26 protein-coding genes and 1 riboswitch are annotated in these 24525 nt (G+C 58.3%); of the genes, 9 read left to right on the top strand and 17 right to left on the bottom strand.

Annotated elements, in window-relative coordinates:
- Window positions 1–17 precede the first annotated feature (17 nt).
- The gene (locus ACSEMK_RS11545; RefSeq protein ID WP_045397141.1) at window positions 18–1031 is read right to left on the bottom strand and encodes a magnesium transporter; all 1014 of its coding nucleotides are present in this window, start codon (window positions 1029–1031) and stop codon (window positions 18–20) included.
- A 56-nt stretch (window positions 1032–1087) separates the two neighbouring features.
- Window positions 1088–1269: riboswitch (M-box (ykoK) riboswitch) on the bottom strand.
- Between the two features lie 168 nt (window positions 1270–1437).
- Between ACSEMK_RS11545 and ACSEMK_RS11550 the strand changes: the two genes are divergently transcribed.
- Window positions 1438–1797, top strand: coding sequence for a type II toxin-antitoxin system HicB family antitoxin (locus ACSEMK_RS11550; RefSeq protein WP_015703740.1), 360 nt, complete (start codon window positions 1438–1440; stop codon window positions 1795–1797).
- A 27-nt stretch (window positions 1798–1824) separates the two neighbouring features.
- Here ACSEMK_RS11550 and nikR read toward each other — a convergent pair whose 3' ends face one another.
- From nikR to ACSEMK_RS11585, 7 genes are all read right to left on the bottom strand, one after another.
- Window positions 1825–2226 carry a nickel-responsive transcriptional regulator NikR gene (gene nikR / locus ACSEMK_RS11555; RefSeq protein ID WP_087859011.1) on the bottom strand — a complete coding sequence of 134 codons (402 nt, stop codon included), beginning with the start codon at window positions 2224–2226 and terminating at the stop codon, window positions 1825–1827.
- Complete coding sequence (gene nikE / locus ACSEMK_RS11560) at window positions 2214–3005, bottom strand: nickel import ATP-binding protein NikE (RefSeq protein ID WP_430914902.1); 792 nt, start codon at window positions 3003–3005, stop codon at window positions 2214–2216. The genes nikR and nikE overlap by 13 nt, the downstream gene beginning before the upstream one ends.
- Window positions 3002–3766 (bottom strand): nickel import ATP-binding protein NikD, encoded by a 765-nt coding sequence (locus ACSEMK_RS11565; protein ID WP_113373987.1) that lies wholly within the window; start codon window positions 3764–3766, stop codon window positions 3002–3004. The genes nikE and ACSEMK_RS11565 overlap by 4 nt, the downstream gene beginning before the upstream one ends.
- Entirely contained in the window at window positions 3766–4599 is an 834-nt protein-coding gene (gene nikC / locus ACSEMK_RS11570) for a nickel ABC transporter permease subunit NikC (protein WP_271032815.1), read from the bottom strand. The genes ACSEMK_RS11565 and nikC overlap by 1 nt, the downstream gene beginning before the upstream one ends.
- Window positions 4596–5540, bottom strand: coding sequence for a nickel ABC transporter permease subunit NikB (nikB, locus tag ACSEMK_RS11575; protein WP_213794232.1), 945 nt, complete (start codon window positions 5538–5540; stop codon window positions 4596–4598). Before nikB ends, nikC begins: the two co-directional genes overlap by 4 nt.
- Complete coding sequence (nikA, locus tag ACSEMK_RS11580; RefSeq protein WP_430914901.1) at window positions 5540–7108, bottom strand: nickel ABC transporter substrate-binding protein; 1569 nt, start codon at window positions 7106–7108, stop codon at window positions 5540–5542. Before nikA ends, nikB begins: the two co-directional genes overlap by 1 nt.
- A 117-nt stretch (window positions 7109–7225) precedes the next feature.
- A complete protein-coding gene (locus ACSEMK_RS11585) occupies window positions 7226–8086 on the bottom strand; it encodes a LysR family transcriptional regulator (protein ID WP_047047856.1) in 861 nt (286 codons plus the stop codon).
- A 97-nt stretch (window positions 8087–8183) separates the two neighbouring features.
- On the opposite strand from ACSEMK_RS11585, the gene ACSEMK_RS11590 reads away from it, so the two are divergent.
- From ACSEMK_RS11590 to arnF, 8 genes are all read left to right on the top strand, one after another.
- Window positions 8184–8690: a phenolic acid decarboxylase gene (locus ACSEMK_RS11590; RefSeq protein WP_162750190.1), complete on the top strand. Its 507-nt coding sequence runs from the start codon at window positions 8184–8186 to the stop codon at window positions 8688–8690.
- Between the two features lie 393 nt (window positions 8691–9083).
- Entirely contained in the window at window positions 9084–10223 is a 1140-nt protein-coding gene (arnB, locus tag ACSEMK_RS11595; RefSeq protein ID WP_045397116.1) for a UDP-4-amino-4-deoxy-L-arabinose aminotransferase, read from the top strand.
- Window position 10224: 1 nt separating this feature from the next.
- Window positions 10225–11208: an undecaprenyl-phosphate 4-deoxy-4-formamido-L-arabinose transferase gene (gene arnC / locus ACSEMK_RS11600; protein ID WP_113373983.1), complete on the top strand. Its 984-nt coding sequence runs from the start codon at window positions 10225–10227 to the stop codon at window positions 11206–11208.
- Complete coding sequence (gene arnA, locus ACSEMK_RS11605; RefSeq protein ID WP_063447380.1) at window positions 11205–13190, top strand: bifunctional UDP-4-amino-4-deoxy-L-arabinose formyltransferase/UDP-glucuronic acid oxidase ArnA; 1986 nt, start codon at window positions 11205–11207, stop codon at window positions 13188–13190. Before arnC ends, arnA begins: the two co-directional genes overlap by 4 nt.
- Window positions 13187–14089, top strand: coding sequence for a 4-deoxy-4-formamido-L-arabinose-phosphoundecaprenol deformylase (arnD, locus tag ACSEMK_RS11610; RefSeq protein ID WP_087859018.1), 903 nt, complete (start codon window positions 13187–13189; stop codon window positions 14087–14089). The genes arnA and arnD overlap by 4 nt, the downstream gene beginning before the upstream one ends.
- Entirely contained in the window at window positions 14086–15741 is a 1656-nt protein-coding gene (gene arnT / locus ACSEMK_RS11615; RefSeq protein WP_430914900.1) for a lipid IV(A) 4-amino-4-deoxy-L-arabinosyltransferase, read from the top strand. The genes arnD and arnT overlap by 4 nt, the downstream gene beginning before the upstream one ends.
- On the top strand, window positions 15738–16076 hold the full coding sequence (gene arnE, locus ACSEMK_RS11620; protein WP_045397101.1) for a 4-amino-4-deoxy-L-arabinose-phosphoundecaprenol flippase subunit ArnE: 339 nt from the start codon (window positions 15738–15740) through the stop codon (window positions 16074–16076). The genes arnT and arnE overlap by 4 nt, the downstream gene beginning before the upstream one ends.
- Entirely contained in the window at window positions 16076–16459 is a 384-nt protein-coding gene (arnF, locus tag ACSEMK_RS11625) for a 4-amino-4-deoxy-L-arabinose-phosphoundecaprenol flippase subunit ArnF (protein ID WP_430914899.1), read from the top strand. Before arnE ends, arnF begins: the two co-directional genes overlap by 1 nt.
- Here the strand turns inward: arnF and acpT are convergent.
- From acpT to ACSEMK_RS11670, 9 genes are read right to left on the bottom strand one after another with little or no spacing between them, the layout of a single operon-like run.
- The gene (gene acpT / locus ACSEMK_RS11630; protein ID WP_213794160.1) at window positions 16443–17030 is read right to left on the bottom strand and encodes a 4'-phosphopantetheinyl transferase AcpT; all 588 of its coding nucleotides are present in this window, start codon (window positions 17028–17030) and stop codon (window positions 16443–16445) included. The genes arnF and acpT overlap by 17 nt on opposite strands.
- Before the next feature lies 1 nt (window position 17031).
- Window positions 17032–18261: a beta-ketoacyl-ACP synthase gene (locus tag ACSEMK_RS11635; protein WP_087859021.1), complete on the bottom strand. Its 1230-nt coding sequence runs from the start codon at window positions 18259–18261 to the stop codon at window positions 17032–17034.
- Window positions 18258–18989, bottom strand: a complete 732-nt coding sequence (locus tag ACSEMK_RS11640) for a 3-ketoacyl-ACP reductase FabG2 (protein ID WP_411325357.1) — start codon at window positions 18987–18989, stop codon at window positions 18258–18260. Before ACSEMK_RS11640 ends, ACSEMK_RS11635 begins: the two co-directional genes overlap by 4 nt.
- Entirely contained in the window at window positions 18986–19462 is a 477-nt protein-coding gene (locus ACSEMK_RS11645) for an ApeP family dehydratase (protein WP_113373978.1), read from the bottom strand. The genes ACSEMK_RS11640 and ACSEMK_RS11645 overlap by 4 nt, the downstream gene beginning before the upstream one ends.
- Entirely contained in the window at window positions 19459–20628 is a 1170-nt protein-coding gene (locus ACSEMK_RS11650; RefSeq protein ID WP_430914898.1) for a beta-ketoacyl-[acyl-carrier-protein] synthase family protein, read from the bottom strand. Before ACSEMK_RS11650 ends, ACSEMK_RS11645 begins: the two co-directional genes overlap by 4 nt.
- A gap of 1 nt (window position 20629) precedes the next feature.
- Window positions 20630–21214, bottom strand: coding sequence for a DUF3261 domain-containing protein (locus tag ACSEMK_RS11655; RefSeq protein ID WP_087859025.1), 585 nt, complete (start codon window positions 21212–21214; stop codon window positions 20630–20632).
- A complete protein-coding gene (locus ACSEMK_RS11660; RefSeq protein ID WP_430914897.1) occupies window positions 21211–23532 on the bottom strand; it encodes an MMPL family transporter in 2322 nt (773 codons plus the stop codon). The genes ACSEMK_RS11655 and ACSEMK_RS11660 overlap by 4 nt, the downstream gene beginning before the upstream one ends.
- Window positions 23501–24106, bottom strand: coding sequence for an outer membrane lipoprotein carrier protein LolA (locus ACSEMK_RS11665; RefSeq protein ID WP_087859027.1), 606 nt, complete (start codon window positions 24104–24106; stop codon window positions 23501–23503). Before ACSEMK_RS11665 ends, ACSEMK_RS11660 begins: the two co-directional genes overlap by 32 nt.
- The gene (locus tag ACSEMK_RS11670; RefSeq protein ID WP_087859028.1) at window positions 24103–24525 is read right to left on the bottom strand and encodes an acyl-CoA thioesterase; all 423 of its coding nucleotides are present in this window, start codon (window positions 24523–24525) and stop codon (window positions 24103–24105) included. The genes ACSEMK_RS11665 and ACSEMK_RS11670 overlap by 4 nt, the downstream gene beginning before the upstream one ends.

Raw genomic sequence — 24525 nt, forward strand, 5'->3', positions numbered from 1 at the left:
CACCCGGGCTGTTTCGATCAGTTCAACCCAAGAAAATACTGGGCGATTTTGAAATAGATAATTAATCCAGTGCCATCAATTAGCGTGGCGATAAACGGCGCGGAAACCACCGCCGGGTCGATACCGATCCGCTTAAGCAACATCGGAATAACCGAAGACACCACCGCGCTCCACAGGGTAATACAGACCAGCGTCAGGCTGACGATCAGCGTGATTTCCATGCCAATCCCCATCATCCAGGCGCGCAGGCAGCCCGCCAGACCCAGGGTCAGGGCAATCAGAAACGAGGTCGACACCTCTTTGCGGATAACCCGTCCCATGTCACGTAAGCGGACTTCGCCCAACGCCATCGAACGCACCAGCGTTGAGGTAATCTGAGTTCCGCTGTTGCCGCCGGTGCCGATCAGTAACGGGATGAAGAAGGCCAGCGCGATGGCCGATTCCAGCGCCTCTTCAAAATGCTGCAGCACGCTGCTGGTGTAGGCTTCGGCTACAAACAGCAGCAATAGCCAGACCGAGCGTTTCTTCCACAGCGTCCACGGACTGATTTCCAGATACGGTTTTTCCAGCGGTAGCGTCGCCCCCTGCAGCTGGGCGTCTTCGGTGACGTCATCCTCCAGCAGATGGGCTATCTCCTTTTCCATCAGGCAGCCGACCAGCTCGCCTTTATCGACAACCGGCACCAGATCGAGGCCGCGCTCGGTGAGTTCGGCAATGACCTGAGGGCGCTCATCGTCGGGTTTAACGCGGAACAGACAGCTGTCCATCAGGTAGCGAATAGACTGGCCTACCTCTACCTCCTGCAATAGTTTTTTGACTGATAAGCTGCCGCGCAGCTTGTTACCGGCGACGACAAATACCTGGCCGGGGATATCGTCGCTGGCGAGCTGCGAGATAAAGTGTTCACGCGCCTCATGGACGCTGAAATGTTCCTGCAGCGTAATAAAGTCGGTACGCATGTACTGGGCGATCGCATCGCCGTCGAAGCCAGAGGTCGCCTGATGCGCGGCGCAGAGTTGAATGGAAGACATGATTAAAATCCCTATAAAAAATCACTCATAGGGGCGAACAAGACAGGGTTAGCGCAGGCAGATCCCTACGTCCTGGTTTTAGCACTGCATAACGTATCTGAACGGTTATGACCGCCAGAAGTTACCTTGGCAACACCTTGATTCGATGGAAGCCTGTATTTCCCTGAGTGGTCTCTCTCGATACCAACAGGGCGGTAACTTGTATTTATGCAGGAGCCTCGCCATAACGAGATCGTTAAATGAGGCGCCATTATTGGCGAACAGGGATAATTAACAAAGTGTATAGTTTATATGGTTTATCAACTGTTGATAAACAAAGTTTGCCTGGTAAGAAGTTGACTTCACATTGTGCTATCAGAAAAATGATTTCAGTAGGTGAACTCATGCGGCAAGGAGGGGTAAAACCATGATCAAACCTAAAACGCCAAATTCAATGGAGATTGCCGGGCAGCCTGCTGTTATCAACTACGTGCCTGAACTCAATGCATTCCGCGGTAAGTTCCTGGGATTATCAGGATATTGCGATTTTGTTTCCGATAGCATTCAAGGGTTACAACAGGAGGGCGAGATATCATTACAGGAATATCTTGCTGATTGTCGTGAAGCGGGCATCGAGCCTTATGCTCAGCCGGAAAAGTTGAAAACCTTCACATTGCGCTATCCTGAATCATTTGGTGAGCGTCTTAGCTCCGCCGCTGCAGAGGAGCAGGTTTCCGTAAATACCTGGATCCTTGAGACGCTCAATGAACGTCTCAAACAGGCTTAAAACAGTCTGCATCAAATTGCCATCGTTTTAATTATCATCCGCTAAACACCGCAAATGCCCATGCCGCACGCCGCGCTGGGCAATCACCTCGTCGGCAAAATGCTGTACTTCGTCCATGTTGCCTTTCAGCACCGCGATCTCCAGACAGTCATCATGATTGATGTGGACATGTAACGTGGCGACCGAAAGATCGTGATGCTGATGCGAAGAGGCGACCAGCCGGCTCGCCAGTTCGCGTTTTTCATGCTCATACACGTACGACAGGACCGCATAGCCGCGCTGCGCCGCCTGCTGTAGCGGATTGTGGTGGAGCGCGTCACGCAGAATATCGCGCACCGCTTCCGAGCGGTTGTGGTAGCCGCGGTGGGCGCTGTGCGCGTCGAGCGCGGTCAGCAGGTCATCATCCAGAGTCAGGGTTACGCGCTGCATGGCATGGCCTCGTTAAGCAGAGTGTGGGGAAAGGGCGGGAGCACCGCGCGCTGTAGCGCCTGTCCGGCAGCGGATGTAAGGCGCAGCGGCAGACTAACCGTTGCCGTTTCAACGATGCGTCCGCTATCCATCACCAGCACCCGCTGGCAAAAACGCTCCACCAGCCGCAGGTCGTGGGTGATAAACAGGCAGGCGGTGGCGAACTGCGCCTGCAGGCGTTTGAGCAGGGCGATAATTTCCGCCTGAAGCATTAGATCGAGATTCGATACCGCTTCGTCGAGAATTAATAGCTGCGGACGGACCACCAGCGCCCGCGCCAGGCACACTCGCTGCAGCTGTCCGCCGCTGAGCTGCGCCGGACGCTTGTCGAGCAGCGCCGGGGCGAGATCAACCGCAAGCAATATCTCCTCCACCCGCTGCGTACGCTCATCGCGCGATAAACTAAACAGGTGCCGCAGCGGCTCGCTGATAATCTCGCGTACCGTTTTGCGCGGATTCACCGCGCTAATGGCATCCTGAAACACCAGCTGAATATCGCGGCGAAAGGCGCCGGTCGCTTCCCCCTTGAGGGAGGTCAACGACGCGCCGCGCCAGGCGACATCGCCATACCGCGGCGTTTCGAGACCTACCAGCATCCGCGCCAGGGTACTTTTGCCGCAGCCGCTGCGCCCGAGCAGCGCCACCGTTTCACCGGGGGCGATGTCGAACTGGATATCGCGCAATACCGGGCCATGATGAGGGTAATCGTGGCTCACTGCGTTTACGCTGAGTAAATTCATGGTGTTTTCTCCAGACCATACAGAGCCAGATGGGCGGCCAGCAGGCGCTGGCTGAGCGGGTGCTGTGGGGCGCTAAATAGCGTGTTGACGTCGCAGCGTTCAACGAGACGGCCGTTTTCCATCACCGCCACGTCATGCGCCAGACGGGCGACAACGCCCATATCATGCGTCACCAGCAGCAGCCCCTGCCCGCGGTTGGCGACGATATCCGCCAGCAGGTCGAGAATGCGCGCTTGGGCAACGGCATCAAGGTCGGTGGTCGGCTCGTCGGCGATAATAAACGGCGCGCGGCTGAGCAGGGCCAGGGCCACCATCATCCGCTGCAGCATGCCGCCGCTCATCTCGAAGGGGTAGCGCTTAAGTAGCGAGAGCGGATTTTCCAGCCCCACTTCTTCCATCGTCGCCAGCAGGGCGGCGTTATTGACTTCGTAACCCGCCGCCCGGCAGGTTTCCCGCGCGTGCGCCGCCATGGTATGTAGCGGATTAAAGGCGCTGCGCGGATTTTGCATAATGGTGGCGATGATCGAGCCGCGCAGCTGTTCACCATACACCGGGATACCATCGAGCAGCACCCGGCCCGCGATTTGCCTGACGCCAGGCGGTAAAATACCGAGCGTGGCGGCGCAGGTCAGTGATTTACCGCTGCCGCTACTGCCGAGCAGCGCCAGAACCTGACCGCGGCGCAGGGTAAGGGAAACGTCGCTGACCAGCGGACGGTCGGCGACGAGCGAAAGTTGTTCCAGTTGGATCTTTTGCGGCATCAGTGGTTATGCTCCGCGATCAGCTGAGGATCGAGACGATCGCGCAGCGCGTCGCCTACCAGGTTAAAAGCCATCACGCTGATAAACAGCGCCAGCCCGGGCCAGACCATTTGCAGCGGCTGCGTCCAGATATACTGACGGGCGTCGTTGATCATCACCCCCCATTCCGCCGTCGGCGCGCTGACGCCGAGGCCGAGGAACGACATACCGGCCACGTGCAGCATCATATGACCGATATCCAGCGAGGCGAGCACCAGTAGCGAAGGGATCACCGCGCCGGCCAGATGGTCACGGAACAAGGGCCAATGTCCCGCGCCGCTCAGGCGCGCGGCGAGAATAAACTCGCGCTGGCGCAGAGAGACCACCAGGTTACGCACCATCCTTGCGTACCAGGCCCAGTGCGACAGCGCAATGGCGATAATCACGTTGCTAAGACCGGTACCGAGTACGCCGACCATAAAGAACGACAGTATTGAGGTTGGGAAGGTCATAAATAGTTCGGCCAGGCGCATCAGGCCGCGATCGACGCGGCCGCCCACCATCCCGGCGCTGCCGCCGACCGCAAGGCCTATCAGCAGCACCAGCAGAAGGCAGGCCATCACCGCGCCCAGCGAGACGCGGGTGGCGGCGAGAAGGCGCGAGAAAATATCCCGGCCGAGATGATCGGTGCCGAGCCAGTGGGCGTCACCTGGAGAGAGCAGACGTTGATGGAGATCGATGGCCGCCGGGTCATAGGGCAGCCACCAGCCGCTGCTCATGGCGATTGCCGCCAGCAGCGCAATAATGAGTAACGCCAGTTTTACCGGCCAGCGGAAGGTTGCGAACAGCGTCATACGGTAGCCTCCTCATGGCGACGCAGGCGCGGATCGAGCGCGGCGTTAAGCAGGTCGACCGCCAGATTGGCCAGCACGAACACCGCCACCATCATCAGGGTGAAGCATTGGATCACCGGGTAGTCGCGATTGAAAATCGCGGAAACCGCATAGCGACCGACGCCGGGCCAGGCGAAGATATTTTCGATGATCATCGTGCCGCCAATCAGCTCGCCGATGTGCATACCCAGCGCCGTCACTACCGGCAACGTCGCGTTACGCAGCACGTGTCGCCGCTCCACCTGACTTTCGCTCAGCCCGCGCAGACGCGCCCAGACCACGTGGCGCTGGCTGGACACTTCCAGCATGCTGGCGCGCAGCAGACGGGCATTGATCGCCAGCGACATCAGGGCGATGGAAAACGCCGGCAGCAGCAGATGTCGCCAGCCGCCGTAGCCCATTGCCGGCAGCCAGCGCAGATGGACGGAAAAGAGCATCACCAGCAAAAAGGCCAGCCAGAAGTTGGGCATTGAGACGCCGAGGAAGGCAATCAAACGTACGGCGAAATCGGGTAATCGGTCGCGATGGCGCGCGGCCCAGATCCCCAGCGGCAGCGAGGTCAGCAGAATAATCACCAGCGCCGCGCCGGTGAGCTGTAGCGTCGCGGGCAAAAAATGCAGCAGGTCGTCCAGCACCGGGCGCTGGCTGGCGTAGGAGACGCCAAAATCGAGATGCAGCGCGCGCCACAGCCAGTGTATATACTGCAGCGCCAGCGGCTGATTGAGCCCGAGCTGCTCGCGGGTAGCGGCAATCATTTCGCTGGTGGGCGGCACGTTAGAAAGGCGCAAATAGTCCAGCGCCGGGTCGCCGGCGCCAAGACGTAACAACAGGAAGATGATCGCCGAGGCGGCAAGCAGCATCAGCGGCAGCGGTAGCAGGCGGCGAAGGAGATATTTCAACATCATGGTGCCACCGGCGTAATGAGTTCTAACGGCAGATCGGTGCTCACCGGCGCGAAGGGCACTTCGCCCAGCGTTTTGCGGGCGACGGACATCAGCGAGACGTAGCTTATCGGCAGATAGACCGCTTCGTTGTGCAGACGGGTGAGGATATCGCGATACAGTTCGCGACGGCGGCCTTCGTCGGTGGTAGTCAGTACCTCTCCTATCTCTTGATCAATCACTGCTTTATCCGGCAGGCCGCGCTGCGCCTGATAGTCGGCGTGCGAAGCGACGCGCATTGAGCTCATAAACGCGTGCGGGTCGAAGGGCGCGCCCCAGGTATGGTTGAAGATCATCGTGAAGCGGCCATCGTGCTGGCGGGCATAGATACTGCTCTCCTCTTCGCCGACCAGCCCGACATCGATACCTACCTGGCGCAGGTCGGCCTGGATAATTTCCGCCATCGACTTAGCCAGCGCATCGGTGCCGATAAAAGCCAGTTCAAGTCGCAACGGGCGCCCGTCTTTTTCACGAATATCCTTGCCGGATATTCGTTTCCAGCCAGCGCTTTCCAGTAGCGTTCGGGCTTTATCTGGATTGAAGCGGCGCGGCGGCAGATCATCCGGCGCGTAAGGTACCGACGGTGCGAAAAGCGCGTCGGCGACCTGCTGAGTGCCGTACAGCACGCCGTCAATGAGCGCCTGTTTATTGACGGCATAGTTAAGTGCCTCACGTACCGCCAGTTCATTCGTTGGCGCTTGCAGCGTATTGAGCGCCAGCATCACGGTTTGCGACGGGGCGGAAAGACGCGTGCGGTACTCGTCCTGCTGGCGAAAACGGGCGAACGTATCCAGCGGCAGTAGCCCTTCATCGCCGTATAGCAGATCAACTTCACCGGTTTCAAAGGCGACCGCCCGGCTGGTAGCATCGGGGATCACTTTCACGGTGACTTTCTCAAGCGCCGGTTTTTTGCCCCAGTAGCGCGGGTTGCGTACCAGTACATCCTGCTGATTAAGCTGCGAGCTGGCCAGCATCCACGGACCGGTGCCGATGGGCGCCTTGATGCCTCGCTGCGTACTACCGTCAACAAACTGCGAGGGGGCGATAAAACGAAACGGGCGGGGAAGGGCGAGTTCCTGTAGGAACGGGTAGTAGGCGCTTTTCAGGGTGATTTGTAGTTCGTTATCGCTGAGCGCTTGAACGTCCGTTATTTGATTGGTCAACTCCAGCCAGGCGTGCCGCTGGCGGTTGGCCAGCACCGCCTGAAAATTGGCCACCGCGGCCTGGGCGTTAAAAGGTTCGCCGTTGGAGAAGTAGACATCATCACGCAGGGTGAAACGCCAGATTTTACCATCGGCTGAGTGGATCCAGCGGGTAGCCAGCCAGGGGGTAACCCGGCCATTAGCCTGATATTTGACTAGCGGCTCATACACCATACTTTGGGCGAACATTTGGTTCGGCGTATACAGATGTGGATTAAGAGGACCGACGTTAACCGGCCAGGCGATGGCGATTTCATGCATGGCGGCGGGCGCGAGCAGAGGAATGCAGGCGCAGAGCGCCAGCAAGGTGGTGCGGAAAATAGACAAGGTTTACATCCAGAAGGAACGAAAAGTATGACGATTTTAATAATTTGTCATACTTAAGGAGTAACCTGGATCAATATGTTGGGAGAAAACCATAACAAAATCATATGTAGCATATGATTACGATTGTCTGAACAAATCCAGCAGGGTGGTGACCTGTTCATCGAGCGGAGCCAGGTCCCGCTTCACTATCAAATGCAGCGGCGTGGCGCGGCGGGCGCCATGGCTCAGCGGCAGCGCTTTCAGCACGCCCTGTTCCAGGTGTGCGCGGATTCGCTCCTCAGGTAACCAGCCGAATCCCACCTGATACAGCACCGCATCTATAGCGGCATCAATAGTAGAAAAGGTCCAGGCATCGCGCGTGGATGAGGCATCGCCGCTACGGTCGGCAATGCGGATCAGCGGCCAGGGAGCCAGCGCGTTGTCGTCCAGCAATTCATCCGATTGCGATAGCGGATGGTCGCGATGGGCGACCGCGATAAAGTCGATATTCATCAGCCATTCACCGCGCCCGGTAATATCCTGGCGACGGGTTAAGACCATCACGTCGGCCTCGCTGCGGGCGGCGCTTGCCTCATCGACGTTTTCCAGCACTTCGGTCAGCCGAACCTGAGTTTGCGGGTAGCGTTGCTGAAACTGACGCAGAATGGCGAACAGCCGCTGGCGGGGAAAAATGCTGTCGACGACCAGATCCAGCCGGGTGCGCGCGCCGTTGCGCAGCGTCGCGGCGTGGGTCTCAACCCACGAAAAGGCCTTCAGTAGCGGTTTCACCTGATTGAGCAACAGTTCGCCAGCGGGCGTCAGCACCGCCCGCCGCCCGGACGGCGCCAGCAGCGCCACTCCTAAACGTTCCTGCAGCAGCGCCAGGTTATAGCTCACCGAAGACTGGCTGCGGTTGGTCTCTTCCGCGGCTTTGGCAAAGCTGCCCAGCTCAATCACCTTTTCCAATAGCGCCCATTGTTCCAGCGTGGTCTTGTGCATAATTCATCTAAAAATTAGATTATTTTCATCCAAACATAGCGTTATTCATTCAATTTTTAAAGCCGTATTCTTACCTCAACGAAACAGAGGAGAATAAATAATGAGCACTTTCGATAAACATGACCTCAGCGGCTTTATCGGTAAACATCTGGTTTATACCTACGACAACGGCTGGAACTACGAAATTTACGTTAAAAATGGCACCACCCTGGATTATCGTATTCACAGCGGCATCGTTGCCAACCGGTGGGTGAAAGACCAGCATGCGTACATCGTGCGGGTAGGCGAAAGCATTTATAAAATTTCCTGGACCGAACCAACCGGTACCGACGTCAGCCTGATCGTCAACCTGGGCGACAAACTGTTCCACGGCACCATTTTCTTCCCCCGCTGGATCATGAATAACCCGGAAAAAACCGTCTGCTTCCAGAACGATCATATTCCGTTAATGAACGCCTATCGTGACGCCGGCCCGGCCTACCCGACCGAAGTGATTGATGAATTCGCGACTATTACCTTTGTTCGCGATTGCGGCGCGGATAATAACGAAGTTATTAATTGCCCTGCTAATGAATTACCTGCTGATTTTCCTGCAAATTTGTAATACAGCAGAAATAATTCTGTGATCTAACGCTAATTTTTACCGATAGATTAAAACGTAAATAAATATTTATTGCGGGCTGGTTGACGATTCGTTTACTTTTACCCGTTAAGCCCCAGTTTTCTCTATGAAACTGGGGCTTTCTACTACTAATTCCTGCCATAAGAAAATACTATCCATCTGATTCTCAATGAGATATTACTATTCTCGCGAAAAATATTAATTTCTTAATATTATCCTAAGCAACAGCGACTAGATTTATAACCGTCGAAATACCCTGGAATGAAATGTGGCGGTGAACCGACTTCATTTTCATTTTGTTTAAGTCCGCTGGCGCAGGATATTTCTTTCTACCGACCCCCTTTTTTAGTGGGTTATTAATAGAACAGGAAAAAGATGAGCGAATTTCTGCCGTTTTCGCGCCCGTCGATGGGCGACGCAGAGCTGGCTGCGCTGCGTGAAGTTTTGCAATCAGGATGGATTACTACCGGTCCTAAAAACCAGGCGCTGGAAGAAGCATTTTGCCAACTGACCGGCAACCGCCACGCTATCGCCGTCAGCTCCGCCACCGGCGGTATGCACGTCACGCTAATGGCGATGGGCATTGGCCCTGGCGACGAAGTGATCACCCCTTCGCAAACCTGGGTGTCGACGTTGAATATGATCTGTCTGCTGGGCGCTACGCCGGTGATGATTGATGTCGATCACGACAATCTGATGATTACCCCTGAGGCGGTGGAAGCGGCGATCACCTCGCGGACGAAAGCGATTATTCCCGTCCACTACGCGGGCGCGCCTGCGGATATCGATGCGATCCGCGCCGTTGGCGAGCGCCACGGTATTCCGGTTATCGAAGATGCCGCGCATGCCGCGGGAACGCACTATAAGGGCCGCCATGTCGGCTGGCGCGGCACCGCGATTTTTTCGTTCCACGCGATCAAAAATATGACCTGCGCCGAAGGGGGGCTTATCGTCACCGATGATGACGAGCTGGCTTCCCGCATCCGCAGCCTCAAATTCCACGGCCTGGGCGTTGACGCCTACGACCGCCAGACCCACGGCCGCGCGCCGCAGGCGGAAGTGATTACACCCGGATTCAAATACAATCTGGCCGATATCAACGCCGCGTTGGCGCTGGTGCAGTTGGATAAGCTTGCGCAGGCGAATCAACGTCGCGCTGCAATCGCCCAGCGCTACCTGCGCGAGCTGGCGGATACCCCGTTTAAGCCGCTGACTGTTCCGGCATGGGATCACCAGCACGCCTGGCACCTGTTTATTATCCGCGTTGATGAAGCGGCCTGCGGCATCAGCCGCGATGCCCTGATGGAAAAACTCAAAGCCATGGGCATAGGCACCGGTCTGCACTTCCGCGCGGCCCATACGCAAAAGTATTACCGCGAGCGTTTTCCTGAAGTTTCGTTACCGAATACCGAATGGAACAGCGCGCGCATTTGTTCCATCCCGCTGTTCCCGGATATGACCGACGACGATGTCACCCGCGTCATTACCGCGCTGCATCAGTTGTCAGGACGTTGATATGCTTACTTATCCTCCCGTAAAAAAAGTCTCGGTGGTTATCCCGGTTTATAACGAACAGGATAGTCTGCCGGAGCTGCTGCGTCGTACCGATGCCGCCTGTGCGACGCTAGGGCGCCAATATGAAATTCTGCTGATCGACGACGGCAGCAGCGACGATTCCGCGCGCATGCTGACCGAGGCCGCCGAAGCCGAAGGCAGCCACGTGGTGGCGGTGCTGTTGAACCGTAACTACGGCCAGCACTCGGCGATTATGGCCGGTTTCAGCCATGTCACCGGCGATCTGATCATCACCCTTGATGCCGACCTGCAAAACCCGCCGGAAGAGATCCCGCGGCTGGTGGAAAAAGCCGATGAAGGCTACGACGTGGTCGGTACCGTACGTCAGAACCGTCAGGACAGCATCTTCCGTAAATCTGCCTCGAAGATGATTAACCGCCTGATTCAGCGAACCACCGGTAAAGCCATGGGCGATTACGGCTGCATGTTGCGCGCCTATCGCCGCCATATCATTGACGCCATGCTCAACTGCCATGAGCGCAGCACCTTTATCCCGATTCTGGCGAATACTTTCGCCCGCCGGGCGGTCGAGATCCCGGTGATGCACGCCGAGCGCGAATTCGGCGACTCCAAATACAGCTTCATGCGTCTGATTAACCTGATGTATGACCTGGTGACCTGTCTGACCACCACCCCGCTGCGTTTACTGAGCATATTTGGCAGCGTGATAGCCCTGTTGGGCTTCGCCTTCGGCCTGCTGTTGGTGGTGCTGCGTCTGGCTTTCGGTCCGCAGTGGGCGGCTGACGGGGTGTTCATGCTCTTCGCCGTGCTGTTCATGTTCATCGGCGCTCAGTTTGTCGGTATGGGCCTGCTCGGGGAGTATATCGGCCGCATCTATAACGATGTTCGCGCCCGTCCCCGTTACTTTATTCAACGTGTTGTTCGTCAGCCGGAAACGGCGTCTCAAGAGGAAGATCGTTCATGAAAGCAGTAGTCTTCGCTTATCACGATATGGGTTGCGCAGGTATTCAGTCACTGCTGGATGCCGGTTATGAAATCGCCGCTATTTTTACCCATCCGGATAACCCTGGCGAAAACCATTTCTTTGGTTCCGTTGCCCGTATTGCCGCCGAGCAAGGTATCCCGGTATGGGCGCCGGAAGATGTCAACCATCCGCTGTGGATTGAACGTATTCGCGAGATGAAGCCGGATGTGCTGTTCTCGTTCTACTACCGCAACCTGCTGTGCGATGAGATCCTGAATATCGCGCCGAAGGGGGCTTTCAACCTGCATGGTTCTCTGCTGCCGAAATACCGCGGTCGCGCGCCGCTGAACTGGGTGCTGGTCAACGGCGAAAGTGAAACCGGCGTGACCCTGCACCGAATGGTTAACCGCGCCGACGCGGGCGATATCGTCGCTCAACAAGCTGTGGCTATCGGCCCGGATGAAGCGGCGCTGGCGCTGCACCGTAAACTGTGCGCCGCCGCCTCCGATCTGCTGGGCCAGGCGCTGCCGGCTATTCGTGAGGGTAAGACTCAGGAACGCGCGCAGGACCACAGCCAGGCGACCTACGTGGGTCGTCGTACTCCGGAAGACGGGCGTCTCGATTGGGACAAACCGGCGCAGACTCTGCATAATCTGGTGCGCGCGGTGTCCGATCCGTGGCCGGGCGCCTTCGCCTATGCCGGCGCGAATAAATTTATCGTCTGGAAATCCCGCGTGCGCGCCGACCTGCCAGCAGCCAAGCCCGGCACCGTGATCTCTGTCGCGCCGCTGGTAGTGGCCTGTCAGCAGGGGGCGCTGGAAATCGTCACCGGCCAGACCGAACGCGGCGTTTATATGCAGGGAACCCAACTGGCGCAGGCGCTGGGGCTGGTGACCAGCGCGGTACTGAGCAGCAAACCGGTGGTGGCGATTAAGCGCCGTACCCGCGTGCTGATCCTCGGCGTCAACGGCTTTATCGGTAACCATCTGACCGAACGTCTGTTGCAGGACGACAACTATGAGATTTACGGCCTGGATATCGGCTCTGACGCCATCAGCCGTTTCCTCGATAACCCGCGTTTCCACTTCGTGGAAGGCGATATCAGCATTCACTCCGAGTGGATCGAATACCACATTAAGAAGTGCGATGTGGTACTGCCGCTGGTCGCGATCGCTACGCCTATCGAATACACCCGTAACCCGCTGCGCGTGTTCGAGCTGGATTTCGAAGAGAACCTGAAGATTATCCGCGACTGCGTGAAATACAATAAGCGCATCATTTTCCCGTCGACCTCGGAAGTGTACGGCATGTGCACCGACAAAAACTTCGACGAAGATACCTCCAACCTGGTGGTCGGGCCGATCAACAAACAGCGTTGGATCTACTCGGTTTCTAAACAGCTGCTGGACCGCGTGATCTGGGCCTATGGCGATAAGAACGGCCTCAAATTCACCTTGTTCCGTCCGTTCAACTGGATGGGACCGCGTCTGGATAACCTTAATGCCGCGCGTATCGGTAGCTCCCGCGCCATCACTCAGCTGATCCTCAATCTGGTGGAAGGTTCGCCGATTAAGCTTATCGAAGGCGGTAAGCAGAAGCGCTGCTTCACCGATATCAGCGACGGTATCGAAGCGCTGTTCCGCATCATTGAGAACAAAGACGGTCGCTGCGATGGTCAGATCATCAACATCGGTAACCCGGAAAACGAAGCGAGCATCAAAGAGCTGGCGGAAATGCTGCTTGCCTGCTTCGAGCGCCACCCGCTGCGCGATCGCTTCCCGCCGTTCGCCGGTTTCCGTGAAGTGGAAAGCAGCGATTACTACGGTAAAGGCTACCAGGACGTTGAGCATCGTAAGCCGAGCATTCGTAACGCAAAACGTTGCCTGAACTGGGAACCGACCGTCGAGATGGAGGAGACCGTTGAGCACACTCTGGACTTCTTCCTGCGCACCGTTGAGCTCACGGACGATAAAAACTCATGAAACAAGTCGGCTTACGCATAGATGTCGATACCTTTCGCGGGACGCGTGATGGCGTACCGCGGCTGCTGGCCCTGCTGGGCAAGCATGGAATTCAGGCAAGCTTCTTTTTCAGCGTCGGGCCGGACAATATGGGGCGCCATTTATGGCGCCTGGTAAAACCGAAGTTTCTGTGGAAAATGCTGCGCTCTAACGCGGCGTCGCTGTACGGCTGGGATATTCTGCTGGCCGGTACCGCCTGGCCGGGGCGCAGGATTGGCGCGGGTAACGAAGAGGTTATTCGCGCCGCCGCGCAGATCCATGAAGTGGGCCTGCATGCCTGGGACCACTACAGCTGGCAGGCATGGAGCGGCGTGTGGCCGCAGGAACGTCTGACGCTGGAAGTGGAACGCGGTCTGCTCGAACTGGAACGCATTATCGGTCGCCCGGTGACCTGCTCAGCCGTCGCCGGCTGGCGCGCCGACCAGCGGGTGGTGAAAGCGAAAGAATCCTTCGATTTCCTCTACAACAGCGATTGTCGCGGCACGCGGCCATTCCTGCCGCAGCTTGGCGGCGGGGCCTCCGGCACCGTACAAATCCCGGTGACGCTTCCCACCTGGGATGAAGTGGTCGGTAGCGCCGTCGATATCGCCGGCTTTAACCGCTATCTGCTGGACTGCATCCATCGCGACAAGGGAACGCCGGTCTATACCATCCACGCCGAAGTGGAAGGCATTGCCTACGCCGACCAGTTCGATGCGCTGCTGACCATGGCGGAGGAAGAAGAAATACAATTTTGCCCACTGAGCCAGCTGTTGCCCGCTGACTTTAGCGAGCTGCCGTCAGGCAAAGTGGTCCGTGGTGAACTGGCTGGCCGGGAAGGTTGGCTTGGACGTGAACAATTACTGGGCTCGGGTGTATGAAAAGCATTCGTTATGGCGTCTCTCTGGTTGTGCTCTTTGCGCTGTATTACTTATTGCCGCTGAATTTCCGTTTGCTGTGGCAGCCTGATGAAACCCGTTATGCCGAGATCAGCCGTGAAATGCTGGCTTCCGGCGACTGGGTTGTGCCGCATCTGCTGGGTTTGCGTTACTTTGAAAAGCCAATTGCCGGTTACTGGATTAACAGTATCGGCCAGTGGTTATTCGGCCATAATAACTTCGGCGTGCGTTTCGGTGCGGTTTTCGCCATTACCGTCAGCGCGTTGCTGGTGGCGTGGCTGGCGTGGCGTATTTTCCGCGATAAACGCGTGGCGATCCTGTCGCCGGTTATCTTCCTCACCGCGATGCTGGTCTACGCGATTGGCACCTATGCGGTGCTGGATCCGATGATCACCATGTGGATGGCGCTGGCGATGTGCAGCTTCTGGGGTGCCTCCCAGGCGCAGAGCCGCGGCGGGAAGTTGCTGGGTTATATCGTACTGGGCTTCGCCTGCGGGATGGGGGTGATGACCAAGGGCTTCCTGGCGCTGGCGGTACCGGTAGTTGGCGTGCTGCCGTGGGTGATTGCGCGTAAGCGCTGGCGCGAGGTGCTAACCTACGGTTGGCTGGCGGTGGTGGTCTGTACGTTGGTGGTGCTGCCGTGGGGATTGGCTATCGCCAATCGCGAACCGGATTTCTGGCGCTATTTCTTCTGGGTCGAACATATTCAGCGTTTCGCCGAGAAAGACGCCCAGCATAAAGCGCCGTTCTGGTACTACATTCCGTTCCTGATAGCCGGCAGCCTGCCGTGGCTGGCGCTGCTGCCAGGCGCGCTCAAGCGCGGCTGGGTCGAACGCGATGATGCCCGCGGCGCACTGTATCTGTTAGGCTGGGTGGCGATGCCGTTCCTGTTCTTCAGCATCGCCAAAGGAAAACTGCCGACCTACATTCTGCCGTGCTTTATGCCGCTGTCGATTCTGATGGCCCGCTACGCGCTGGATGCCGCGAAGGCGGGGGCGAAAGCGCTGCGCATCAACGGCATGATCAACCTCGGTTTTGGTCTGATTGGCCTGGTCGCGGTGCTGGTGGTCTCACCGTGGGGCGTCATGCATAAACCGGTGTGGACGAAGATCGAGCTGTATAAATGTCTGCTGGCGGCGATCGCCTTTGCCGTATGGGCGCTAATGGGCTGGTTGGCAATCAAGGACAACGGTCGTCGCTGGACGCTGGCCGCCATCTGCCCGCTGGGGCTGGCGCTGCTGGTGGGCTTCGCTATTCCGGACCGGGTTATTGACAGTAAACAGCCGCAGTTCCTGGTGGATATCGTGAGTGAATCGCTGGCGCCAAGCCGCTATGTACTGACCAACAGCGTCGGTATCGGCGCGGGGCTGGCGTGGGAGCTCAAGCGTGACGACATCATCCTGTATGACAAGCAGGGGGAGCTAAAATATGGTCTCAACTGGCCGGATGCGCAGAGCAAATTCGTAGCGACTAAAACATTTACTGATTGGCTGGCGGCGCACCGCCAGCAGGGACCGATCTCACTGGTGCTGCTGATGGATAAAGGTGAAACGATGAACGAACTGGCGTTACCGAAACCTGATAACTCCTACGAGCTGGGGCGCGTGGTGTTTATTCAGTATCTGCCGCAATGAGTGTCTGGTTCTGTCTGGTACTCGCCAGCCTGCTTAGCTGCGCCGGTCAGCTGTGCCAGAAGCAGGCAACCCGGCCGTCCCGTAGCGGACGGCGCGGGCGGCATATCCTGGTCTGGTTGGGATTAGCCCTGCTGGCGCTCGGCGGCGGTATGCTGCTGTGGCTGGGGGTACTGCAGGCAATCCCGGTCGGTATTGCCTATCCGATGCTGAGCCTCAATTTTGTCTGGGTGACGCTGGCGGCATGGGGCATCTGGCGCGAGCCGGTCGCGCGCCGCCACTGGCTTGGCGTTGGGCTGATCGTAGTCGGTATCGCCGTTCTGGGGAGTAGCGTCTGATGGGCTTAATCTGGGCGTTATTGAGCGTTGGCCTGGTCAGCGGCGCACAGCTGCTGTTGCGCAGCGCCATGCTCGAACTGCCGCCGTTGACCGATATCCTGACCTTCCTCAATCATCTGCTGCATTTTCGCACTGGTACCTTCAGCCTGGGTTTCGGCCTGGTTGGCTATCTGCTGTCGATGGTCTGCTGGTATTTCGCGCTACACCGCTTACCGTTGGCCAAAGCTTACGCGCTGCTAAGCCTGAGCTATATTCTGGTGTGGGCCGCCGCCATCTGGCTGCCCGGCTGGCATGAACCGTTTTACTGGCAATCGCTGCTGGGCGTGCTGATTATTATCGCTGGCGTGCTGACCATCTTCTGGCCGGTCAAGCCGCGCCGTTAAAACATTGAATGTGCGCTGCCGTCAGCTTAAACGGCGTTGGCGTACAGACCGCAATACTTAACCCTTCATATTGAATCTGGCTCAATGACAGCGCGCCGTGAAAGGCGCTGTCCACAGAGGCCATCTGCCAGGCGCTGCCGCCGCGTTGTTTCACCAGCGCTTCTTTGCGCGTCCAGATACGCCAGAAGGCGGCTAACTGCCGCTCCGGCGGTTCACGCTCCAGTTCCTGGTGCTCGCCCTCGCTGAACAGGGCGTTAGCCAGCCGCTGCCAGCCGTTGCGCGGGCGAATCACTTCGATATCGCAGCCAACCTCGCCTTCATCGCTCAGCAGTAGGGCAATATGGTTGCCGCTGTGGCTAAGGTTAAACCATTGTCCACTCCCGGGAGGGAAAGCCGGTTTACCCTGTTCGCCATACTGAATATCCATTAGCGGGGTAGTCGCATGCGCCAGCAGCGCGCGCCCGGCAAGCCAGCTGGCCCGCCGCGGGCCGTCCGGCGCCTGCGCCATCAGCACAGGCGGCAACGGCAGGGCGCTAAGGGTTGAGATGTGGCCGAGGATAAGCTGATACATCTTACGGCCAGCGCTGAATAATGATTGAGGTGTTAATGCCGCCGAAGGCGAAGTTGTTGCTCTGCAGGAATTCACAATCAATCTTGCGCGATTCGCCCATGATGTAGTCAAGATTACCGCAGTTAGCATCCGGATTATGCAGATTCAGCGTAGGCGCGAACCAGCCCTCGCGCATCATCTGCAGGCTCATCCACGCCTCCAGCGCCCCGCAGGCGCCAAGGGTATGGCCGAAATAGCTTTTCAGCGAGGAGATCGGCACATTGTCGCCATAAATCGCCGCCGTCGCCTGGCTTTCGGCGATATCGCCGCGGTCGGTCGCGGTGCCGTGGGCCGAAATGTAGCCAATATCCCGGGCGCTTAAGCCCGCCATTTTTAACGATTGTTCCATGCAGATCTGCATGGTTTCGCGCTGCGGTTGGGTGATATGCGCGGCATCGCAGTTGGTGGCGAAGCCGATGATTTCGCCGTAAATAGTCGCGCCGCGCGCTTTGGCGTGATCCAACTCTTCCAGTATGAGAGTACCGGCGCCTTCGCCTATCACCAGCCCATCGCGCTGTTCATCGAACGGGGCGGGGGTGAGGTCGGGCTGTTCATTACGCTGGCTGGTGGCGAACAGGGTGTCGAATACCGCGGCTTCCGACGGGCATAGCTCTTCTGCGCCGCCGGCGACCATCACCGTTTGATAACCGTGGCGAATGGCTTCCCAGGCGTAACCGATCGCCTGGCTACCGGAAGTACAGGCGCTTGACGTCGGAATAACGCGGCCGCGCAGACCGAAAAACAGCCCGGTATTAACCGCGGTAGTGTGGGGCATCATCTGCACATAGGTGGTGCCGGTAATATTGTTGGTGTGCTTTTCCGTCAACATGGTAGCGAACTCGCTCACCGGGCCGGTACTGCCGGTTGACGAGCCGTAAGCGATGCCGGTCTCGCCGTTGCTCAGCACGGCATCGTCGATAAGCCCGGCCTGCTCGAGCGCCAGTTCAGTGGCGCGGGTAGAAAGTAGCGACACGCGGCCCATCGCGCGAATACGCTTACGGGTATAGTGGGCCGGAAGGGTGAAATCATCGATCGGCGCGCCCAGTAGCGTATGCAATCCGTCGTAAATGCGCCACTCCGGCATGGCGCGCACGGCGTTTTTATATCTCTGCAGCCCCGCCGAAACATCCTGCCAGTTGTCGCCAAAGGCGGTGACGCCGCCCATCCCGGTAATGACCACACGACGTGTCATAACATCCCTCCATTGATTGAAATGACCTGCCGGGTAACATATCCCGCTACATCCGACATTAAATAACTAGCAAGCCCCGCGACCTCGTCCGCCTGTCCCATGCGTTTCATCGGGATCATCGACATCGCCTCTTTTAGCGCAGCCTCTTCCATTTCGATCATCCCGGTGTCGATAAGCCCCGGGGCGATGCAGTTCACGGTGATTTTGCGTTTCGCCAGTTCAATGGCCAGCGCTTTGGTGGCGCCGATGATCCCCGCCTTAGCGGCGCTATAGTTGACCTGGCCGCGGTTGCCCATGACGCCGGAAACGGAAGATAGCGTGATGATACGCCCGCCCTGACGCGCGCTAATCATCGGCATGATGCACGGATGAATAACGTTGTAGAAACTGTCGAGGTTGGTGTGGATCACCGCGTCCCAGTCATCCTCGCCGAGCGCCGGGAAGGCGCCGTCGCGGGCGATGCCGGCGTTGCTGATAATGCCGTACCATGCGCCGTGTTCGGCCATATCATGCTCAAGCACTTCGCGACACTGCGCGCGGTTGGCGACATCAAAACTCAGTAGACGACCCGAGCCGCCAGCCGAGGTAATCGCCTCCAGCGTTTGCTGTGCACCCGACGCATCGCGATGATAGTGGATGCCTACGACAAAGCCATCCGCCGCCAGCTGACAGGCGATAGCGCGACCGATGCCTTTACTGGCACCGGTGACCAAAACTGAACGACTCATTCTGACGCTCCTTGTTGAAATAGGGTGTTAAGTTCTGTTGGCGTCGGCTGGAAGGTATTGACCCGTCCGCTTGCCAGTTCTTCATTGCCTGCCGTAATGGCGCATTCGAAGCTGCCGAAACGCTCGTCCTGCATTAACAGCTTCACGGTAACGGACAGCGCCTTGCCGCCCGGTAGGCATCCTGTCGCGCAGACTAACTCGCGTGCGCCAAGCACCATACCTAGTGCGATGGACGTTTGCCCCCGCTGTTGGCGGTGCCATCCGGACCAGACGCCAACGGTTTGCGCCATGAGTTCCAGGGCGAACCAGCCGGGGAGATTGCCTTCTGCATCGAGAAACGGCGCCAGGACGCCATGGGGAGAGACAGTGACCCCGCAGGTAGCGGTTTCGTCGGTGACATTGATGACCTCTTCCAGCAGCAGCATTGGCGACTCGTGCGGTAAATAAGCGCCGGGCGATAAATAGTGGCTCATTGAATGCTCCCGAGCAGAATGCTGGCGTTATTGCCGCCAAAGGCAAACGAGTTCGACAGGATAATCGGCCGCGACAGCGGCAGGGGGCGTTCGATAATCCCGCACGGCGGAAGGGTGGCGTCGCGCGGCGACTGGCTGAAATCCTGCGCCGGCAGCGGCAGATTGCGTTGCAGGATCAGCATGCCGATGGCGGCTTCGGTGATCCCCGCCGCGCCCAGCGTATGCCCGGTCAGATGTTTGGTGGAGCTGCATGGAACCTGCTCGCCAAATAGCGCGTTGACGACGTGAGACTCTATCCGATCGTTAAGCGTCGTGGCGGTGCCGTGCAGGTTGATATAGCCCACCTGTTCAGGGGCGATCCCCGCATCCTCCAGCGCCTGCTGAATGGCGCGGATCGCCCCTTCTCCTTCAGGATGCGGGGCGGAAATATGCCAGGCGTCGCTGGACTCGCCGATACCCAGCAGCGCGACAGGCTGCGGTTCGCGGGTCAGCAGCATCAGCGCCGCCCCTTCACCGATGGTGATGCCGCAGCGATCGCGGCCAAACGGCTGGCACAGGGTCGTGGAGAGCGACTCCAGACTGTGAAAACCGTTGATCGGCATACGGCTGAGGGTATCCGCGCCGCCGACAATCGCCGCATCCGCCAGCCCGGCTTCAATCAGTCGGCGCCCGCTGATAATCGCTCTGGCGCTGGAGGAGCAGGCGGTTGACAGCGTAAATGCCGGGCCATCCAGCGCCAGCCAGTGGCTGAGAAAACGCGATGGGTCTCCCAGCTCCTGCTGCGGATATTGCCAGGCCGCGCTTTCCGCGCCGCTAAGGGTCAAAGTGACGTGCGCGTCGCCCTCATCCAGCCCCGAGGTGCTGGTGCCAAGTACCACGGCAACGCGCTCCCGCCCGTACTGGGCGATGGCGTCATCCACCTGCGGCTGAATTTGCGCCAGCGCCGCCAGCAGCAACTGATTATTGCGCGAACGATGGGCGCTAAAGGTATCGGGAATGGCGGGTAATTCGCCGTCCACGCCTGCGAAAACCGCCTGCGGATGTCCCTGTAGCCACCCCTCGCGCGGGCGCATGCCTGGCGCGATACCGCGAACCAGATTGGCGGCGATTTCATCATTATCGCGCCCCAACGCGTTAATCATGCCGACGGCAGAAATGTAGATCATCTCAGTCACCCAGGTATTGAATGGTGATGTGGTATTTAAAGACGTGCTGTTCGATGCTTATCGGCACGCGCTTGCCTTTGCGGTTGATATAGGTGATTTCCGTGACCAGCTTCCCGCGCGCGTTACGCAGTTCGCGTTTGTCGCCGCGGTCGGTCAACGTCCATCCTTTTGGCAACTGCGGCAGCCATGCGCTAACCGGCCAGTGGCTGAGCATCACGTCGGCCAGTACCTGGCTGGCTGGCGGCAGTTGCGGAACCACCATCGACTGTTCCGCGCGCAGCCCTCTTTCATCATAGGTCACCAGGAACAGACGGATACCGACGGACGACAGGCCCGCCAGCGTGAGCTTTTTATCATCGGCATTAAGCATGACCAGCAGCGACTGGGTTTGGCCGTTGAAGCTGCCGGTGAGTAACTGCTGCGAGTCTATGGCCGGCGAGATGCCAGGCGGCGGCAACGTGACGCGCGTACCCGGTTCCAGCCACGCCTGCGGACGGCCTTTCGGCTCCGGCTGCGAATGGCTGCAGCCGGCCAGTAATAAGGCGGCGAGTAGCGCGAAGGCGCGCCAGAATGATGGTCTTATCATCGTCTTTTTTTCTCTTTTTTGGTCGGCATCGCCAGCGGCGAAAGCAGGAAGGCGGTGAAAATGCCGCTTACCAGAACAATACCAAAACTACTAATGGCCTGAGTGGCGCTAAAGACCAGCATGCCAAGCGTCAATAAGGTGGTCATCATTGCCAGCGTGACCGCCAGCAGCGATGTCAGCGGCGTGCCGCGCGGGTTGCTGAAAAACAGCGTGTAGTTAATGCCGATGCCCAGTACCAGCACCAGCGCCAGCAAGGAGAACAGGTTAACCGGGTGGCCGCTAAGCGCCAGCGCCGCCAGCCCGCAGCCCAGCGACAATACGGACGGCACCAGGCTTATTAGCCCTTTGCGCCAGCCAAGGCGGATAACGGCGCCACAGGCAATCACCGCCAGCGCAACGCCCAGCAGCCCGGTTAAAATATGGCGGTAGAGCGCGAATAGATCATCGAGGCTACTTTTACGATCTACCCATGCTATACCACCAGGAAACAGCTCGCTCAGCATGCCCACCTCTGCGCTGTTTCTCACGCCTTCAACCGGTACCAGCACGCCGCTTTCGCCATCCGGCAGCGTCAGCCACAGCAGCCGCCAGCCTTCGCTGGCCGGGCTGGCAAGCCAGTCATCGACCGTTACCGGCATGGCGCTGAGCTCGGGATTTACTGCTGGCATTCCGGCGTTTTGTAACGCTTTTGCTACCGCAGGCGCTGCATTTTTCAGTAACGTTAAATCCTGCTGCTGGCGTTTGAGTGAATTCAGCGGAATAGCGCGATATCCGCTGATTAATCCATCGGTTTTTGCATGTTCCAGCTGTAAGGTAAACCTCTCCAGGATCTCCAGCGTTTGCTGGGCGGATTCGCCGTAAACCACAAACCACTTCTGGTCGACGCTTTGTCCGGTGAGCGCGGTAATCGCTTTTTCCTGAGCCAGGATATCCTGCGGCAGCGCCTGGAGCTGCGAAATATCATCATCCACCCGCAGCGTCGCGAGCCCCGCCAGCGACAACAGCGCCAGTGCAACGGGAAGGCCGATGGACAGCTTTTTATTGCGCCGCCAGGCGGCGAGCCAGCGCAACAGCAACACCATCGCCGGCACCGGGCGCACGGGGAGCCCCCGGCATAGCCATGGATGCCAGAAAATTACCGTCAGGCATGAGGCGCTCAGGCCGACCGCCGCGAATAGCGCCATCTGGCGAATCGCTGGAAAGGGAGCCAGCATCATAATCAGATAAGCCGCCACGGTGGTGAGCAGCGCCAGCAGCAGCGCATGACGCACTTTGGCGAGGCTTTGCCACGGGGTTAATTCCGCGCCATGCACCATCCGTTCGGTCAGATAATAGAGCGTATAGTCGGCGGAGATGCCGATGATGCTCATGCTCATCACCAGAGTCATCAGATGCAGTTCGCCAAATAGCAGCAGCGTGACGACGGTGCCCGCCAGCGCGCCGATCGCAATGGAGAGCAGGCACAGTAGCAGCGGGCGCAGGGAGCGGAATACCGCCACAATCAGTAGGATCACGCCAAGCAGGGTGGCTACCCCAAGGGTGGAGATATCCTGTTTGGCCTGCTGGCTGGCGTAATCGCTGTAGAACACGGTGCCGCGTGACAATAGCTGCGCCTGCGGATGCTGCGTTTTCCACTGCTTCTCCAGCTCGCCGAGCGTAGTGACCAGCCGGTGCGTCTGCTGCATATCGAATGAGGAACCCGCCAGTTCGCCATGCAACAGATACCAGAGGTTGCCCTGGGCGTCTTTGGTCACCAGCCAGCCATCCTGCAGCTGCATCCGCTGGCCGCTTTTCGCCATCGCCAGCTGCGAGCCGCGCATCAGCATCAGCGGATCGTTTTGCAGTTCTTTGCCGCTGACGCCGGAAAATGCCGAATAGAGCTGCGAGAGGATCCATTGCGCCTGCGCTTCGCCGCCGTTTTGCAGGCGCGCGCGGGTAGCGGGGTCAATTAAACCGTTACGATGTTGCCAGAAAAACGCGCCCCAGGCCTGCTGGCTCTCAGCATCCATTGGGCCTTTTACCTCGGCCAGCGCTTTCGATGTTTGCAGCAGCCGCAGCCAGTCGCGGGCCACCTGCGGATCGGCCTGTTTACCGGGGCTGACCAGCCACACCAGTTGGCGGTCAAGACGCTGCATAAAACCGTCGTTCAGGCCAGGCGGGATTGCGCCAAGCGTCTGCTTCGGCAGCATAGCCAGTACGCTGCTGTTAAGCCGGGCCTGCGGCAGCAGCGCCAGCAGCGCGCCCGCCAGGATCAGGCAGACGATAGCCCATAACAGCGCAGGGCGTTTACTGGGCGGCAAAGCGTTGGCGTTCGTCATCGGTCAGTTGCGCTGGCGTCAGTTGATGTTGGGAAAGCGTAATATCGGTGCGATCGCCTTGTTTGTCGTTGAGCTGAATATGCTCCAGATAGGTTTTTCCGGCCAAATCGATGCGGGCAAAAATCTTATCCAGCGGCGTAGTGATGGGCGTCAGGCGCAGCGTCCACTGGCCTTCGCCTTTATCGGCAAATTCTACGCGGAAGTTCTCTTCCAGGACTTTACGATCCGCCTGGAACAGCGCGCGTAGCAAATGGTTGAACTGGAACATCTGCGGGTTGTTTTCAGCGGTGATGGTCTGCGGCGGCTGACCGTTAATTGCCTGCACCATCCGTTTGTCATCCAGCAACAGCTGCATTGGGAACGGCGAGGTTTGGTCCCACAGTAAACCCTTATCGCGGGCGATCAACATCTGTCCCTGGGATCGCAGCGGCTGCGGCAGATCCTTAATCGTGCGAACTTGATCGAAGTGGGCGCGCACCACCGGCTGTTCGGTAAAACGTTGTTGCAGGGTATCAAGCGTCAGGGCGCTGACCAACGGGCTGATAAACAGCCCTAACAGCAGCAGTAATCTCATGGCGTGACCCCCATGCGTTCAAACAGGATATCCGGGCTGACGAAACACATCTCGCGGCTATTTTCGTCCACCGCGACCTGGATGGTGTAGCCGGTGGTGGTACGTTTGCCGCTATCGGCATCAAAAATTTCGTAGCCAATGCGTAGACGGTTCTCAAACTCTTCTATCCGCGCGCGGACGCGAATGCGCTGCTCGAAGGTGATAACGTCGCGGTATTTCACGCGGGTATCGACCACCGGCCACAAATAACCAGAATCTTTCATCTGCCGGTAGCCGTAGTTGAACTGGTTAAGCAGCGCCTCACGGGCAATTTCGAAGTAGCGGAAATAGTTGCCATGCCACACGACACCCATCATATCGATGTCATGAAACGGAATTGTCAGCTCTACTTCAGCAGTAAAACGGGGATCGTTAAGCAC

Source organism: Klebsiella sp. K-3 (genome assembly GCF_051207495.1).
GTDB lineage: Bacteria > Pseudomonadota > Gammaproteobacteria > Enterobacterales > Enterobacteriaceae > Klebsiella > Klebsiella aerogenes.

Bases quoted from the DNA above. Each gene is read 5' to 3' on its own strand.
- ACSEMK_RS11545 (WP_045397141.1), bottom strand. From the start codon at position 1,031: ATGTCTTCCATTCAACTCTGCGCCGCGCATCAGGCGACCTCTGGCTTC.
- ACSEMK_RS11550 (WP_015703740.1), top strand. From the start codon at position 1,438: ATGATCAAACCTAAAACGCCAAATTCAATGGAGATTGCCGGGCAGCCT.
- nikR (WP_087859011.1), bottom strand. From the start codon at position 2,226: ATGCAGCGCGTAACCCTGACTCTGGATGATGACCTGCTGACCGCGCTC.
- nikE (WP_430914902.1), bottom strand. From the start codon at position 3,005: ATGAATTTACTCAGCGTAAACGCAGTGAGCCACGATTACCCTCATCAT.
- ACSEMK_RS11565 (WP_113373987.1), bottom strand. From the start codon at position 3,766: ATGCCGCAAAAGATCCAACTGGAACAACTTTCGCTCGTCGCCGACCGT.
- nikC (WP_271032815.1), bottom strand. From the start codon at position 4,599: ATGACGCTGTTCGCAACCTTCCGCTGGCCGGTAAAACTGGCGTTACTC.
- nikB (WP_213794232.1), bottom strand. From the start codon at position 5,540: ATGTTGAAATATCTCCTTCGCCGCCTGCTACCGCTGCCGCTGATGCTG.
- ACSEMK_RS11585 (WP_047047856.1), bottom strand. From the start codon at position 8,086: ATGCACAAGACCACGCTGGAACAATGGGCGCTATTGGAAAAGGTGATT.
- arnB (WP_045397116.1), top strand. From the start codon at position 9,084: ATGAGCGAATTTCTGCCGTTTTCGCGCCCGTCGATGGGCGACGCAGAG.
- arnC (WP_113373983.1), top strand. From the start codon at position 10,225: ATGCTTACTTATCCTCCCGTAAAAAAAGTCTCGGTGGTTATCCCGGTT.
- arnA (WP_063447380.1), top strand. From the start codon at position 11,205: ATGAAAGCAGTAGTCTTCGCTTATCACGATATGGGTTGCGCAGGTATT.
- arnD (WP_087859018.1), top strand. From the start codon at position 13,187: ATGAAACAAGTCGGCTTACGCATAGATGTCGATACCTTTCGCGGGACG.
- arnT (WP_430914900.1), top strand. From the start codon at position 14,086: ATGAAAAGCATTCGTTATGGCGTCTCTCTGGTTGTGCTCTTTGCGCTG.
- arnE (WP_045397101.1), top strand. From the start codon at position 15,738: ATGAGTGTCTGGTTCTGTCTGGTACTCGCCAGCCTGCTTAGCTGCGCC.
- arnF (WP_430914899.1), top strand. From the start codon at position 16,076: ATGGGCTTAATCTGGGCGTTATTGAGCGTTGGCCTGGTCAGCGGCGCA.
- acpT (WP_213794160.1), bottom strand. From the start codon at position 17,030: ATGTATCAGCTTATCCTCGGCCACATCTCAACCCTTAGCGCCCTGCCG.
- ACSEMK_RS11635 (WP_087859021.1), bottom strand. From the start codon at position 18,261: ATGACACGTCGTGTGGTCATTACCGGGATGGGCGGCGTCACCGCCTTT.
- ACSEMK_RS11640 (WP_411325357.1), bottom strand. From the start codon at position 18,989: ATGAGTCGTTCAGTTTTGGTCACCGGTGCCAGTAAAGGCATCGGTCGC.
- ACSEMK_RS11645 (WP_113373978.1), bottom strand. From the start codon at position 19,462: ATGAGCCACTATTTATCGCCCGGCGCTTATTTACCGCACGAGTCGCCA.
- ACSEMK_RS11650 (WP_430914898.1), bottom strand. From the start codon at position 20,628: ATGATCTACATTTCTGCCGTCGGCATGATTAACGCGTTGGGGCGCGAT.
- ACSEMK_RS11655 (WP_087859025.1), bottom strand. From the start codon at position 21,214: ATGATAAGACCATCATTCTGGCGCGCCTTCGCGCTACTCGCCGCCTTA.
- ACSEMK_RS11660 (WP_430914897.1), bottom strand. From the start codon at position 23,532: ATGACGAACGCCAACGCTTTGCCGCCCAGTAAACGCCCTGCGCTGTTA.
- ACSEMK_RS11665 (WP_087859027.1), bottom strand. From the start codon at position 24,106: ATGAGATTACTGCTGCTGTTAGGGCTGTTTATCAGCCCGTTGGTCAGC.